Source organism: Salinivibrio kushneri, assembly GCF_027286325.1.
Taxonomy (GTDB): domain Bacteria; phylum Pseudomonadota; class Gammaproteobacteria; order Enterobacterales; family Vibrionaceae; genus Salinivibrio; species Salinivibrio kushneri_A.
On sequence record NZ_CP114588.1, the window covers coordinates 1,117,600 to 1,133,996 of the forward strand.

General features: G+C 42.7%; 8 protein-coding genes. 7 read left to right on the forward strand and 1 reads right to left on the reverse strand.

Annotation, left to right across the window (positions count from 1 at the left end; all coding sequences use genetic code 11):
• Positions 1-30: 30 nt before the first annotated feature.
• Complete coding sequence (locus tag N8M53_RS05385) at positions 31-948, forward strand: LysR family transcriptional regulator (protein WP_269579759.1); 918 nt, start codon at positions 31-33, stop codon at positions 946-948.
• Here the strand turns inward: N8M53_RS05385 and N8M53_RS05390 are convergent.
• Complete coding sequence (locus tag N8M53_RS05390) at positions 872-1,174, reverse strand: AAA family ATPase (protein ID WP_420066598.1); 303 nt, start codon at positions 1,172-1,174, stop codon at positions 872-874. The two genes, N8M53_RS05385 and N8M53_RS05390, sit on opposite strands and share 77 nt — an antisense overlap.
• 113 nt (positions 1,175-1,287) lie before the next feature.
• Between N8M53_RS05390 and N8M53_RS05395 the strand changes: the two genes are divergently transcribed.
• The 6 genes from N8M53_RS05395 (at position 1,288) to drmC (ending at position 16,341) form a co-directional block, all read left to right on the forward strand.
• On the forward strand, positions 1,288-2,331 hold the full coding sequence (locus N8M53_RS05395) for a DNA cytosine methyltransferase (protein ID WP_269579760.1): 1,044 nt from the start codon (positions 1,288-1,290) through the stop codon (positions 2,329-2,331).
• 161 nt (positions 2,332-2,492) lie between these two features.
• Positions 2,493-5,615 carry a DISARM system SNF2-like helicase DrmD gene (gene drmD, locus N8M53_RS05400; RefSeq protein WP_269579761.1) on the forward strand — a complete coding sequence of 1,041 codons (3,123 nt, stop codon included), beginning with the start codon at positions 2,493-2,495 and terminating at the stop codon, positions 5,613-5,615.
• Positions 5,615-9,658: an Eco57I restriction-modification methylase domain-containing protein gene (locus tag N8M53_RS05405; RefSeq protein ID WP_269579762.1), complete on the forward strand. Its 4,044-nt coding sequence runs from the start codon at positions 5,615-5,617 to the stop codon at positions 9,656-9,658. The genes drmD and N8M53_RS05405 overlap by 1 nt, the downstream gene beginning before the upstream one ends.
• The gene (drmA, locus tag N8M53_RS05410; RefSeq protein ID WP_269579763.1) at positions 9,651-13,664 is read left to right on the forward strand and encodes a DISARM system helicase DrmA; all 4,014 of its coding nucleotides are present in this window, start codon (positions 9,651-9,653) and stop codon (positions 13,662-13,664) included. Before N8M53_RS05405 ends, drmA begins: the two co-directional genes overlap by 8 nt.
• Entirely contained in the window at positions 13,664-15,541 is a 1,878-nt protein-coding gene (gene drmB / locus N8M53_RS05415) for a DUF1998 domain-containing protein (protein ID WP_269579764.1), read from the forward strand. The genes drmA and drmB overlap by 1 nt, the downstream gene beginning before the upstream one ends.
• Entirely contained in the window at positions 15,541-16,341 is an 801-nt protein-coding gene (gene drmC, locus N8M53_RS05420) for a DISARM system phospholipase D-like protein DrmC (protein ID WP_269579765.1), read from the forward strand. The genes drmB and drmC overlap by 1 nt, the downstream gene beginning before the upstream one ends.
• The last annotated feature ends 56 nt before the right edge of the window (positions 16,342-16,397 follow it).

Sequence of the window (16,397 nt, forward strand, 5' to 3'; positions counted from 1 at the left end):
GATACAGTTTGTATCAATTAAAGAGACAATATGGATAGGCTTACGGCAATACGTAGTTTTGTAGAAGTGGCCAATTGCAAAAGCTTTACGCGGGCGGCCGAACAACTCGGGCTAACGCGTTTGCAGGTTTCAAGGCATGTGCAAGAAGTCGAGCAATGGCTTTCGCAGCGTCTGTTGCATCGGACAACGCGTAAAGTCAGCTTAACGTATGCCGGTGAGCAAGCCTATGGTCATTGCCAGCGTATTTTGGACGAAGCGGCGGCGTTAACGTTGACGACTGGACGATTACACGGCGCCTTAACCGGTCGTATTCGAGTCGCTGCGCCAATCGGGTTAGCACAAGGGATCCTTGTTGCGCCAGTAACGCAATTTACCGATGCGCATCCAGAGGTCGTGATTGAAGTGATTGCCTCCGACCAATTTACGCCCTTAGTGGATGAGCGGGTCGATATTGCATTACGCTTCACACCTCAGCCGGATGAGCATTTAATTGCCCGCAAACTCATGGCCATCGATTCTATCGTGTGTGCGTCACCGGCATATATAGCCCACGCGTCGCAGCCTAATCACCCGAGCGATCTGATTGATCACCCGTGCTTAATTCATGTCAGCGGTGATCATTGGCAGTTTATTAAAGACAGTCGCCGAGAAGAGATAAGAGTGAGTGGGCCGATTCACGCCAACGACTTAGGCACCTTGGTCAATGCGGCGCGAATGGGAAAAGGGATTGTCCGTGTGCCATGTGATTTAGCCAATCCCTATGTGGAGCAAGGGGAATTAATACCTTTGCTGACCGATTATCGCTTACCGCCCAGTGCACTGTGGGCGGTCTATTTATCGCGTAGTTATCAACAGCCTGTCGTGCGCCACTTTATCGATCACTTGGCAAGCTGTTGGCAGCATGATATCCAAGCTCCCATTGGTGGGTTAGATGCAGCGCATCAGTAAAGGCATCGTCATGGCTGACCAATATATAGGCACCTTGATAATGATTAAGCGCATCGACCAGTGCGTGTTTGGCTGAGATGTCGAGATGATTGTCCGGCTCATCCAACAGTAATAGTGGCTGGGCGTGCTGGTGGGCTACCGCTAACATCGCCACTTTCATCTTTTCGCCACCGCTTAAAAGGCGTGGCTTTCTATCAGCAGTGGCTAATAAAACATACAATAACAATGACTTATGTTCCTGAGGTTTAGTTTTTTCTGTGAGAGATTTGCTGTATATTCGGCGCTTCATCCATATAATGGTAAGCTATTAGTAGGGTTGAATTTAGTTTTGGTGATAAAGTGGAAATCGTAGGTGTTGACCTATTTTGTGGTGCTGGTGGCCTGACCCATGGCCTACAAAAGGCAGGAATTGATGTAAAAGCTGGGTTTGATATAGAGGTGAACTGTAAATTTCCGTATGAGTATAACAACAGTGCTGAGTTTGTTCTAAAAAGTGTAGTGGATGTCACAGCTGAAGATATTAAGTCAAGATTTGACGATAGTGCGTATTCGTTACTTGCTGGCTGTGCACCTTGTCAACCTTTCTCGAAGTACACTCAGGCGAAGCTTAACGCTCAAGATGAGAGGTGGGGCTTACTTTATCATTTCGCTCGCTTAGTTAAAGAATCTCAACCTGACCTTATTACAATGGAAAATGTCTCTGATTTGAATAAGCATAAAGTCTACGCTGACTTCAAAGAAGACCTAAAATCAGAAGGCTACTTTGTTGATGAGAGAGTTGTTTTCTGTCCGGAATATGGGATGGCACAAACTAGAAGTAGACTCGTTTTGTTGGCTTCCCGTCTGGGAAAAATTGAATTAATAAAACCAACTCACGATAAAAGTAAATATACAACAGTCAAAGATGTTATAGGTCATCTTCCTAGAATTAAGGCGGGTAGTGTTAGCCAGCATGATCCGTTGCACCGCTCAAGTGGCTTGTCTGAGTTGAATTTGAAGCGCATAAAAGCCTCAAAACCGGGAGGTACGTGGCGAGATTGGCCTGATGAGCTGCGAGCTAAATGCCATACTAAAGCTAGTGGAAAAAGCTATGCTAGCGTTTATGGTCGTATGACATGGGATGAGCCGAGTCCAACTATCACTACTCAGTGCTTTGGCTTTGGGAATGGTCGTTTTGGACACCCAACCCAAGATAGAGCAATTTCATTGAGGGAAGCTGCAATTTTACAGTCGTTTCCTGATGATTATGAGTTTGTCGAGCCAGGAGGTGTATATGCGATGAAAAACCTTGGTAAAATGATCGGAAACGCAGTACCTGTGCGCCTTGGTGAAATAGTCGGTACTTCTCTAGTGAATCATATCACCCAGCAACCCAATCAGTAGTTTTTACTTTAAGGCTAGATAGTGTAGAGTTTTATGTGTCAGAATGAAAAAAATACAGCTAACCTATTGGTGTGATGCACTTCAGTGTTTAAGAAATTCCGCATAGCCGAGTATTCAATGCTAAAGTCGTGGGCTGTCTTTCCTATCAGCAATAAGCAGCTATGACACAAACCATCGAATACTCAGTCACTCCAGAACCAGGTCAACTGGTTGAAGTCAGAAAGCGACAATGGATTGTCGCTGACGTGAACACCTCACAACTCTCAACCTCATTTCATAAAAAGCAAAATTATGTAACGTTATCCTCTATTGATGAAGATGGCTTAGGCGAAGAGCTTGAAGTGATCTGGGAGATTGAGCCTGGCGCTCACATTATCGAAAAATCAGGCTTGCCAGAAATCACGGGTTTTGACGACGCAAGCAAGCTGGATGCATTTCTAGATGCTGTACGTTGGGGGGCTGCTACAAATGCTGATAGAGGTTTTTTACAATCCCCATTTCGTAGTGGCGTAAGTATTGAGAACTTCCAACTTGATCCTCTAGTGAGAGCTATCAATATGGCTCGCGTTAATCTACTTATTTCTGATGATGTTGGTTTAGGTAAAACCATTGAAGCCGGCTTAGTCATTCAGGAGATGCTAATCCGTCATCGCGCACGAACGGTGCTCATCATTTGCCCGGCCTCTTTGCAATTGAAATGGCAAGATGAAATGCAAGAAAAGTTCGGTTTGGAGTTCAAAGTTGTAAATACCGAGTATGTGAAACAACTTCGCCGCGAGCGAGGGATTCACGCAAACCCTTGGACTTCGTTTCCTCGACTTATTGCTTCGCAAGACTGGATCAAAAGTGGTGAAGGTTTAAGACTACTCCGAGAAATTATGCCTGCAAAAGCAGAGTACCCTCGTAAGTTTGATATGTTGGTCATTGATGAAGCGCATAATGTCGCTCCTTCTGGTTCAGCCAATTACGCAGTTGCAAGTCAGCGCACAAAAATTATTCGAGAAATCTCACCACACTTTCAGCACAAGTTGTTTTTAACGGCGACACCCCACAATGGCTACACAGAGTCATTTACATCGCTGTTAGAAATCCTTGATGACCAGCGTTTCTCTCGCAATATCTTACCGAACGAGAAACAACTCCAGAAAGTCATGATTAGGCGTTTGAAAACCGATCTTGTCGATGAAAATGGAGAGGCTCTTTATCCGAAGAGAAAGTTGCAAGCTTTGGAGGTTAATTTCACTGAGCTCGAGCGCAGCATGCATAAAAAGCTTGATCAGTATGCGCAAAGTCGTGAGTTATCAAACGCTGATGCAAAAAATGCTATGGCAACAAAGTTTGTTAACGGTTTACTTAAGAAAAGACTCTTCTCTTCACCAGCGTCTTTTGCATCAACGCTAGAAAAACATATCAACACTCTAAACAAGGCATCTGAGTCAACACAAACGACAGCTATTGAAGAGCGTATCCTTCGCAAAGCGATGCTTAAAGCTGACGAAGATTATGCAAATGATCAAGATTTTGAGATGGCGCAAGAAGAAGCGATCGAGGAGGCAAGTCGTCGAACGGTACCACCGAGTCAGCAAGAGCGGATCTTAATAAATGAATTGAGGAGTTGGGCTCAAGTAGCACAACACCAATCAGATTCAAAAGCTGAAGCTATTTGTGGCTGGATAAACCGGAACTTAAAAGATGGTAAAAAGTGGAATAACCAGCGCGTAATTCTATTCACGGAGTATCGGACTACCCAACAATGGGTGGAAAAAATTCTTACTGAGAAAGGGTTGGCTGGTAAACGCTTGGCTATCATCAATGGCGGTATGGATCATGAAGAGCGTGAGGATGTTAAGGCTGCTTTTCAAACCCATCCAGAGCAGTCTGACGTCAGAATCCTACTAGCTACAGATGCAGCTTCCGAAGGTATTGATTTACAGAATCATTGTAATTGTCTAATACACTTAGAAATTCCATACAATCCAAATGTAATGGAACAGCGGAATGGTCGTATCGACCGACACGGCCAAAAAGCAAAGGAAATTCTAATTTGGCACCCTGTTGATGCTGGATCAGCAACCGATAGTGACACTATTGGTGGTCATAAAGATGACATCATCAGAGCGCTTATCAAGCTAGAGTCGATGCGTGAAGATATGGGGAGTGTAAACCCGGTCATCGCTCCTCAAATGGCGGGATTAATTGAAGGTCGAGCCTCTGAGCTTAATACACTACAAGCTGAAGCCAAAATGGCTAAAGCGAGAAAGGCGGTTAGAGCCGAGCGAGACTTACAAGAAAAGATAAAACGTTTACACCAGCAACTTATCTCGACTCAAGACGATTTTCACCTAACACCTAAACATGTATTAGCTGCCGTTCAGACAGCCTTGGAAGTTGCTCAGAAACCGCCACTAAAACCAACAACTATCTCAAATGCACCTGAGGGATGTGTGTTCATAATGCCTGAGTTTACAGGCTCTTGGGCGCCTTGTAACAAAGGTTTACGCCATCCTTTTACTAAACAAATTAGACCAATAACATTTGATCATAATGTAGCTAAAGGGAGAGATGATGTAGTGCTGGTGCACTTGAATCATCGTTTAGTGCAAATGTGTTTGCGGCTATTACGAAGCAAAGTTTGGGAGAAAGACGATAAGCTCCATCGAGTCACAGTAAGGAGTGTCCCTTCTACAGAACTGCAAAGTGTGGTTGCGATTATTGCATCAAGGTTAGTTGTAGTTGGTGGGATTCATAACCGCCTACACGAAGAAATTACCTATGCTGGTGGTTATCTCAAAGACAGTGGATATAGTCGAGAGCGAGGTGTGAATCAAATAAACACATGGCTTGAGCTATCAACACCAGCATATGTCTCTCAGCAAACGAAAGATGCGTTAAAAACCAGGTTTACGAATCAAGCCCAATCGATTCATCAGTCTTTAGAAGCAAGATCAAAAGAGCGCCTTACCAATTTGAAAAGTACTCTAGATCGCCTCAAACAGAAAGAGATAGACGATATTACTACCGTGCTTGATGAGTTAGATCACTCAATTGGTGAACAGTTATCACTCGAAGGTGTTCTTCACGAACAGTTGAGCTTATTTGGAGAAGATGAGAGGACTGAAGTGAGAAAAGACAGAGCTGCAATTGAAGCAAGGCAGCAGCGAATCGAGTCGGACAAAAAAGCAGAGACCGAAGCAATCGAGAAACGCTACGCAAACTACACCGACCGTACATTCCCCGTAGCAGTAATTTTCCTGGTACCAGATAACCTATGTGAGGCGAACTGATGGCATTTTCCACAAATCAACATGCTGACTGGCTGTCACTCATTGAAGTATCAGGCCCGTTTCTGGCTGAGCCTATTCTAAACCAAGCATTTCCACAGGGACTTGAAAAACTAGACTCAGTAAAGAGGAGACAGTTTCGTCAAACCTACGATGAATGGCGAGAAGTCATTGATAGTGATGCACCAGAAGATCTAAAAATCAAAGACAAGATTCATCAGCAATGGACCAACTGGGTTTTAAAATTTGGATTGGAGCTAGACGAGGATGAAGATGGGGATGTACTAAAAGATCAATCTAAGATGCATGCCTCCATTGAAGTTACTATTCCGGAACATCAAGTAACGATAAAGCCTGAATATGCAGTTGTTGCCAGTGATGAAACTAAGCCTTATATGTTGATACAAACCTATCCGGCAGGTACAGCTTTAAGTGAAGTATTAACTGGGGATAGTTGGTCTACAACGCTAGCGGAACGAATGGCGCACCTCTGTAGAGGTGTTGGAACTCGACTAGGGCTGATCACAAATGGAGAACAATGGATGTTCATTGATGCTCCTGCTGGGGGAATAACAACCTATGCCAGCTGGTATGCTCGTCTATGGGGACTTGAACCTATAACGTTAAAAGCATTCTATAGCCTGTTTAACATAGGGGTTGTATTTAACGGCTTTGATGAAGCTAAAACTCTCCCAGAGTTAATTGATGAATCATTGCAGCATCAAGATGATGTCACTCAAACACTTGGTGTTCAAGTAAGTCGAGCGGTTGAAGTGCTTATTCAGTCGATTGACCGTATTAATCATGATCACAATGGAGAGCTATTGGAAGGCGTTGAGCCTGAAGAGTTATACGAGGCTGGATTAACATTAATGATGCGCTTGGTATTTTTACTTTGTGCGGAAGAACGTGGCCTGTTGCTCTTAGGTGATCAAGCTTATGAAGCTAATTATGCAATATCGACACTGCGAGCTAAGTTAAGAGAAGATGCGAGTCTACATGGTGATGAAGTGCTCTCTTATCGTAAAAATGCATGGGCGCGTTTACTCGCTATTTTCCGATCTGTTTATTCTGGTGTTGAACATGAAAATATGCGAATGCCCGCATTGGGCGGCTCGCTTTTTGATCCCGATAGGTTCCCTTTCTTAGAAGGCAGGAAAAAAGGTAGTAGCTGGCTAGAGGATGAAGCAAAACCTCTGCCGATTGATAATCGAACTGTCTTATTGTTCCTTGATGCTATTCAACTGTATCAAGGTAGAACACTGTCTTATCGAGCGCTAGACGTAGAACAAATTGGTTATGTCTATGAAGGTCTATTAGAGCAGACAGTAAAACGAGCTCCTGATGTTACTTTGGAGTTATCTGGTAGCAAAAGCTGCAAAAAGCCTTGGGCCCAGTTAGGAGAGTTGGCTTCTGCATCTCTTGATGGTTTGCCTGCACTGAAGAAACTTCTTAAAGAACGTACGGGAAGTTCTCCATCTCGAATCACGAATGATTTGAATAAAGAAGTAACCGACGCAGATGTCGATAAGCTTCTGGTCGCTTGCTATAACGACATGGAACTTTGTCAGCGCATTAAGCCTTATTACCATTTTCTAAGGTTTGATGCTTGGGGCAACCCTTTGCTCTACCCTAAAAACGCTTTCATGCTCACAACCGGTACTGATAGGCGAGAAACAGGTTCTCACTATACGCCTAAATCGCTAACCGAATCCATAGTGACCGAAACACTTGAGCCCGTTGTATACACTGGGCCTGCTGAAGGTAAATCTCGCGAAGAGTGGCAGCTTAAGTCACCAGAAGAACTATTTGAACTAAAAATTTGTGACCCAGCAATGGGCTCTGGTGCATTTCTTGTTCAAGTGTGTCGATGGCTGGCTGAACGAGTGTGTGAATCATGGTTATTAGCCGAGCAAACAGGTGTTTTTGTCACAGTGAAGGGAGCAACGACTCACGATGAAACTATGGAGTTGTTGCCTATTGATGCTGAGGAGCGTTTGATTGTTGCAAAGCGATTAATCTCAGAACGTTGCTTGTATGGTGTTGATATTAATCCGCTAGCCGTTGAGCTAGCAAAGCTATCAATTTGGCTTGTCACTTTATCGAAGGATCGTCCATTTGGCTATTTAGATCATAATCTAAAGTCAGGGGACAGTTTGCTTGGTATACATAATCTAGATCAGCTATGTTTCTTAAGCTTAAATCTGTCACAAACTAAAAAATCACAGTTGGTAGAGCTACCTATTGCAGAGCAAGTAAAAAAGCGGGTAACAGATGCTGCAGAACTGAGAAAACAAATTGCAGTTCATGATATAAATAGAGTGTCTGATATAGCGGAAATGAAACTTACGGCTGATCGAGTTAAAGAAGCAATAGCGTTTCCAAAGTTAGTAGCAGATGCCTTGGTCGGTATGACATTAAAGTCTGGTGGAAAGTTAGCTGACACTTCTGTTCTTGCAGCTTTGTTACCGCAATCCATAGCTGGTGATTTAGAGTGTACTCATGACTTGAAGTCTGCAGCTTTAGATGGATTGTCTGCTGACCTAACAGACAGGAAGAAAGCAAGAACGGCCTTTCATTGGTGTTTAGAGTTCCCGGAAGTATTTAGTTCAAAAAAATGTGGTTTTGATGCGATTGTTGGTAATCCCCCTTTTATCGGAGGTAAAAAAATATCGAGTAATTTTGGAGAAAGTTACAGAAGTTACCTTGTATCGGACTATTCAAAAGGAAAGAAAGGGACTGCTGACTTCGTTGTATACTTCTTTTTGCAAAGCTTTAGGCTTTTATCGAAAGGTTCCAGTATGGGGCTAATAGCCTCAAAAACTATCGCAGAAGGGGAAACAAGAAAACTAGGGCTAGAAAGTATTTTGAATCAAGGCGGTACTATTTACTCTGCTTCTCCATCCATAGTTTGGCCTGGTAAAGCGACTGTATTTGTATCAAAGATATTTATCACAAATGGCTCTTGGAAAGGGATTAAATTAATTAAATCAAACATTGTTGATTTCATTTCATCAAGTCTAGGTGATGAAAGTGACTATAGCTTGAATCGGCTGAAGGAAAATAAGGGGTTAGCATACCAAGGAAGTTTAGTGCTAGGCGATGGTTTTACTCTAAAGAAAAATGATGCAATTAAAATGCTGGAGGATCCTAAAAATAAAAAAGTTGTTTTTCCTTATTTGACTTCTGACGACATAAATACATCTACAATACAAGAAGCGAGTCGATGGATTGTTTGTTTTTGGGATTGGTCTTTGGAATCTTCAAAGAATTATTCAGAACCTTACGAATATATTAAAGAGAATGTATATCCGGATCGGCTAGCAAAGTCCTCGCATAAGTCCTATTCAAAAATAATGGATATGTGGTGGTTATATTGGCGATCTAGACAGGAACTTTATGAAAAAGTTGGTAGAGGAAATCACTTTACTAAGAAAAAAACTAAAGTTTGTGGAGATATGAAAGACAATGTCATAGTGGTTGGAAGGCATACAAAATACTTTAACCCTATTTTTGTTCCGAATAATAATATTTATTCTGAAGCTTTGATTGTTTTTACAAATGATGATTTTGGTTTTTACTCCTTTATTAACTCAAATGTTGTGCAGTACTGGGTTATGAAGCATGGTACTTACATTGGCCAAACTCTGAGAGTAACGCCTATCGACTGTATTGAAACACTGCCTATACCAGAAGAGGACTTTTTAAATAGTTTGTCAAGTATAGGAAAAGAACTTGATGAGTGTAAAAGAAACGCATGTAAAGAATATAGTATAGGTCTTACTAAATGTTATAACCTTTATCATTCCCCAGAATGTGATTATTCGTTGATAGTTAAGCTAAGAGAGATGACCAAAAATATAGATAGCATGGTGTTTAAGTACTTAGAGCTTGACGATGTTGAATTAGGTTTTGACTTTCATGTTATACCCGGCCTTCCAGATAATGACAATATTAGATATACATTGTCAGATGTGGCAAGAAAAAGCGCCATAAATAAACTGGTAAAAATAAATCAAAATTTACAGGGCGACTTCCATGAATAGATTTGAAATGGTAAATAAAAATGTTAATAGTGCTTATGTAGTATATAGGGCGGATGTGCAGGACTCAATTTGTCACCAAGAATACTGTCTTAAACTCAATGGAAAGAAAGAAGTGTTCTCAGGTTTAATTGCTGGGTGTTGGTTACTAATTGTAGATAGCTCTAATGTACTACTGGGAGTTGGTCGAGTTTATCGTCAGCGTAGTGACTTGAATTCAACAACGCTATTCTTTGATAAATATCTAAAATCTGACTCACCTGTAATAGTTCCGTTTATACGTTCAGGCCAAATATCTCGTATTGAATGGACAGTATTTGCTGAAGAGATCCCTAAACTCTTCGGCAAAACGCTAGCGGAAGTTCCACTTATTCAAGATGATGTTTACGTTCGGGAATTGCTTCAATATGCAGTGATGGATGATTTGTTAGGTCCTGCAAATGGACCTCATGAGCAAATCCTTGATATGAGCGTGCGTGACCGCTATTTAGTTGGTCGTTTGGCGCCATTAGATGCTGCTGAAAAAGGTGGTGATTTTGGTATTGATGGTTCTGGAGATGAGGATGAAGAACCAGAGAATTTAATCGTCAAAGCTACATCGACTAAATCAGATTCACCGTTCAGCAGCGTTAAGCCTGAACCAGACTCTAGCGAAGAGGTTGATGCCGCGAGGAACCAATCATTAATTCCTTCAAGTATGGGCTTCACATTCTGCGTGTCTGGTGAGGAGAAAGGTATTGAGCTGCAAGCTTCTTGGGGGCGTTATGAACGTTTCTATGAGCATGACATGTACAAGACTTATACCGATCCAGAAACAGGTGAAGAATCGCAAGGTACTAAAGTTAAAGTTTGGCAACGTATACCTTGTGGAGGTTCCATAAACTTACCGTTAGAAACAGGGTCGATCAAGCCTGTTGCTATCGACAAAGAAAACCCTGCGGTCGTTATTCAGGGAACGGTGAGAAAGCCTAATGAAAATGGCGATCGACTTGTTTCAGTGTTCTTGGTCAATACACAAGAAGAGCCAGAGTCAAACAGAGATACTGCTTGGGTTTTTCAACCTGAGATTTCAGCTTCAGCGGTTAGTGAGTCTTCAAACAAAGACGTTTTCCGCAAGCGCCCGGTACTAAAGCCTGATGGTGAGGACTTGGAGCGTGAATCATTGGAAATGGTTTATCGTAACCAAGTGGAATTTGCCTCTGGTCACGGTATAGCCGTTCATGCAGATGTGTCATCAAAGGACGTAGAGAGGGCGTCGAAAGTCAAAACCGTTGTCATGCCACAATATGAAGTGCCAGTAACGGAAGTTCCAGGCCTCCGTGATGGGGACAGGCCTGCGCTAAAGGCAATGGTGTCCGAAGGCTATTTGAATATGCTGAAGTTAGCTGAAATGACAAGAGAAGAGCTTGTTGTTGCGTTAACTCAAATGACGGATGACTATACTGCATGGATAGATGAACAGAAACACCGAATAGGTGATGATGTTGTTAATCATGACGACGCTGCATTTCGAGCCATAGCTAGTTGTTTTGAGATCAATCAACGTCTTAAAGAAGGCATCAGCGTGTTAGCTAATGCCGAAAATGATAACGCATTAGAAGCATTTCGTTTTGCAAATCGTGCCATGGCTAAGCAACGTGTACAGAGCATTTATGCTCATAAACGTAGAACAGACAAAACCATAAAAGTTGATGATCTTTATAAAGATCCAAAAAATTACTCTTGGCGTTCATTCCAGCTAGCATTTCTTCTTTTGTCTATTCCTGCTCTAGCGCAGCCAGATCACCAAGATAGAACGGAGTCGGCTGAGTCTTTCGCCGACTTGTTATGGTTCCCAACTGGTGGTGGTAAAACAGAAGCTTACCTTGGTGTGGCTGCATTCACTATGTCGATTCGTCGTTTTCAGGGCAACTTGGGAGGGTATGATGCCAGCCGAGGTCTAGCGGTAATAATGCGTTATACTCTAAGACTGCTCACGCTCCAGCAGTTTCAACGTGCGACTACATTGATTTGTGCAATGGAAGTCATTCGTCAAGAGTCTGTGAAAAATGGTGATATGCGTCTTGGCGAAACACCATTTACTATCGGCTTATGGGTTGGCAATAAGGTGGCGCCCGGTAGCACTGATGATAGCGCAAAAGCGATAAAAGATATTCGAGACCCTGATAAATATAATGCAGGAGGTTCATCACCAGCGCAGTTAACGAGTTGTCCTTGGTGTGGTGAAGAGATAGACTCTGGTAAGCATATTGAGGTTAACAAGGATAAGTTACAAACAGCAATCTACTGTGGTGATAAAAAAGCACGCTGTGAATTTTCTAAAGGTAAGTCAGCCAAATCAGCACATCCGGGTATTCCAGCTCTAGTCGTTGATGAAGAGATATACCACCGTCCACCTTCAATGATGATTGCCACGGTAGATAAGTTTGCGATGATGGCGTGGCGAGGTGAAATAAAAAACTTGTTTGGTAAAGCAAGCCTTGAGTGTGAACGTCATGGTTTGATCTGGTTTGATTCGAATTCGTGTAATGGTAACCATCCAAAATCTAAAGCAGGCCCAACAGTAAAAGTTAAAGCTATTTCTGAAATCCGCCCGCCGGATCTAATCATTCAAGATGAGTTCCACCTAATTAGTGGTCCACTAGGGACGATGGTGGGCTTATATGAAACGGCAATCGATGAGTTGTGTTCATGGACACTTGGCGGTAAGTCTATTCGACCAAAAGTTATTGCTTCAACAGCAACGGTGAGGAAAGCAAAACAACAAGTTAGTGGAGTTTTTAATCGTCAAGTTGCGGTGTTTCCACCGCATGGCTTAGATATTGAAGACAACTTCTTTTCTGTCCAGCGACCAATCAAAGATCACTATGGTCGCCGTTATATCGGAGTGTGTTCCCCAGGTAGCGCAAGACCTGCAGTATTGATACGAGTATACACAGCATTTTTGACAGCATCTCAAGCATTGTTTGAACGCTTTGGCGAAGTAGCTGATCCGTACATGACAAGTGTTGGCTACTTTAACTCATTGCGTGAGTTAGGTGGTATGAAACGACTGGCGGAGGATGATGTTCAAACCCGTTCATACCGAGTGCAGATGAGTTTGGTTGACCGACCTGGATTGCAGCAGAGAAGTGTCAACAATATACGAGAGTTGACTTCTCGTGTATCAAGCCAAGACATCCCTAAATATCTTGATCAGCTAGAGGTTAAATTTAAGGCAGATTTCGATCCTGTAGAAGGTAAGTATGTTACTAGGTGGGATGAGGGAGAAAGTCGCGCTATTGATGTAGTACTAGCAACCAACATGTTATCAGTTGGGGTTGACGTTAACAGACTTGGAGTGATGGCAGTCAATGGTCAGCCAAAGAGTACTGCCGAATATATCCAGGCTACAAGTCGCGTTGGGCGTAGTTTCCCGGGGCTGGTTTGTACCGTATTGACATGGTCAAGGCCGAGAGATTTATCCCACTATGAAACTTTTGAGCACTATCATTCGACATTCTACAAACATGTTGAAGCTCAATCAGTGACTCCGTTTTCACCTCGAGCGATGGATAGAGGCCTAACTGGCTCAATGCTGAGTTTAATGCGTTTAAGCGATGATGAGTTGAACCCTAATGATGGGGCAACAAAACTAAAATCGCCAAGCTCAAGTATTGTTCAAACAACGATTAGCTCAATTACGGACAGGGTGCACTTGGTTGAAGAGAACTCCGAGTCAAGGAAATTAGCAAGCGCTGCTATTAAACAGAGAGTTGATGAGTGGGTAAAAGAAACACAGGTTCCTGGTCGAACAGTAGCCTATGAGAAAAAAGGTGAAAACGTCGACTCGAAGATCGCTTTGATTAATAAACCAGGTATAGGTGAGTGGGGGCGATTTACTGTTCCTATGTCTATGCGTGAAGTTGAGCCTGGAGTTAAATTACAAATGAATACTCAAAAGCTCCCGGATGGTCCTTCTTGGAAGCCTCCAGTGAAGAAGAAAAGTGCAACAGAAGGTGATTCATAATGAGCGGTGGTAAAAAGACGATTTCAAACATTACTCCTGTTGGTGATGTAAGGCCGAGTCAGCTTCTTTGGACCTATGGACCAGGAGCGTTAATAGATATGCCAAGCCTATCGGTTGTTACTCAGGGAATCGACCGTTGGGATAAAGACAGGTGCCCTCCTGTCACTGAAGCAAGGTTATTGGCAGCTGTAAAAAAAGTGCTCGGGCAGCAAGTTGAAAGCATGAGAATGCCTCCTTTTGCGATTAAAGAGTCTAGTGATCCATTTTCGGCGGAAGCACGAGTTGGAGTTCCAGTTAGACCCTTTCCTAGATGGTTGCGCTGCGTGAAGTGTGGGATGTTGTCTGAATATGATGCTGATCTATTTGAAGTCAAAGAAAGTAGGTTTAGACCGGAAAATACCCGATTTGTCCACAAGATGTGTCAGGGCTCTAAAGGTGACAAGCCAGCAAAAGATGCAGATGCAGTACCTGCTCGATTTCTTCTGGCATGTAGAAAAGGCCATTTAGATGACTTTCCATGGCGCTACTATGTGCACGGTGGGCATTCTACTTGTACTGGAGGTTTGCGTTTCTTCGAAAGCGGTGCTTCGTTGCAGACAGAAAACCTGTGGGTTAAGTGCGATGAATGTGACGCTAAACGGAATTTAGCGCAGGCTTTTGGAAAAGCAGGTAAGGACAATCTCCCTGCTTGTAGGGGACGACACCCTCATTTAGACAAATTTGATTCTAGTTGTGATGAAGATGCTAAAGGCGTACTGCTCGGGGCAACGAATAGCTGGTTCCCAATAACTTTATCTGCCCTAGCTATCCCACTAACTCGTGATCCTATTATTCAGCTGGTTAAGGATGGCTGGGATAACTTTTCAGATGTTGAGTCTGTTTTTGAAGTCAAAGCGATTCTTAAAGTATTAGTGAAAAATGCAATATTACCTGGAATCGGCCAATATTCTGCTGAGGAGATTTGGTCAGTTATAGAAGCTATCAATAATGATGAAGTGGGTTGTACGGTAACTCAGGAAGATATTAAAGTTCCCGAGTGGGATGTATTCATTGAGCCTAGCCCTCCAACTGACTGGCCGCATTTTCTGAGTGAAGCGACAAGTGTACCGACGAAATACAAAAAGCAAATATCTAATGTTTTATTACTGAAACGATTGAGGGAAGTTAACGCTTTAATTGGTTTTACTCGAGTAGAAGCTCCAGAGGAAAGTAATAATCCTGATGAGCAGCCACCAATGGCTTCGTTATGTAATGATGAGCCGACTTGGGTACCTGCTAGCCAAGTACATGGTGAAGGTATTTTTATTCGCTTCGATGAGGACGAATTGAATCAATGGGAGAAGATTCCAGCTGTTCAGGCCATCAATGAAATGTTATTTAATGGGCATAAAGGTTGGAGGCGAGCGAGGGGGGTATCTCCAGATAGCGGGTACCCCGGGGTTCGTTACGTCCTGTTACATACAATTGCTCATATGCTAATTAGAGAGCTCGCTCTTGAGTGTGGTTACAACGCGGCGAGTATTCGTGAAAGAATTTATGGCGATACAAGTGGTGAAAATAACCAAGCTGGTATCTTAATTTATACTGCTGTAGCTGACTCTGATGGTACCCTTGGAGGGCTAGTAGAGTTAGGTAAAGCTGAAAATCTGGAAAGGCTACTCCATCAAGCATTAAATCGCGCGAGAGTTTGTTCATCGGATCCACTTTGCTCAGAGCATAATCCAGAAAAAGACCGAACTTTACATGCTGCGGCTTGCCACGCTTGTACTTTTACTGCAGAAACTTCATGTGAAAAAAACAACCGTTATCTAGACAGAGCATTGGTAGTACCAACGCTTGATAATGATGGAGCAGCATTTTTTGGGGCTGTTTGTTAATGGATGACTTACTTCGGTGTATCTATGATGTTGTCAAAGATCAGCACTTTGATAAAATAAAGTCTCTTTCAAAGAAGATTAAAGTGACTAAATCAATGGATTCTTCTGTATTAAAGGGCTTTTTTAATGCGGAAGCGTCCAATGAGGCACTTGATTCACTTTTAAACGCTTGGAAGAACAGCACCTTTACAAGTGAAGAGTTAGCGGCGCTGATACTCGGCGCCTCTTATGCGTCATCAAGACAAAGAGAGCATGAGTCGACAGAGCTTGTATGGACAGGCCCTGACTCAAACTTATTTCCGGTTCGAAGGTCCGAACAAGTTCTATTAGACATTATCAATTCTGCTAAAGAGACGTTATTTATTGTTTCGTTTGTATTGGTGAACATCCCCAATGTTGAGCAAGCACTTAAGCAGGTAGTTGCTAGGGGTGTACAAGTAAGAATGCTTTTGGAGTCTGAGGATAAGGAGTCATCAAGCGCTTTTTCAAAGACACTTGAGAGGCTCTATACAAACATCCCAAACATTCAGTTTTATATTTGGCCACGTGAGAACAGAGAAAAGTATCAAAGTGGATTTGCTCGAGTACACGCAAAGTGCGCTGTTGCTGATAGGCAAAGGGCATTTATAACTAGTGCCAACTTGACCGAAGCTGCACTTGATAGAAATATAGAAATGGGCATCAATATTGAAGGAGGAAGTATTCCGGCTGATATCTGTCGCCAATTCAAATCAATGGTTGACTCAAAAGAGCTTATTCCATTCACAATGGCAAAACAGACCAAGGTTAATTTGACGTAATCTTTCTTCTGTACATCCAAGTCTAAAAAGGTAATATCAGATCTTCTGACACAAGT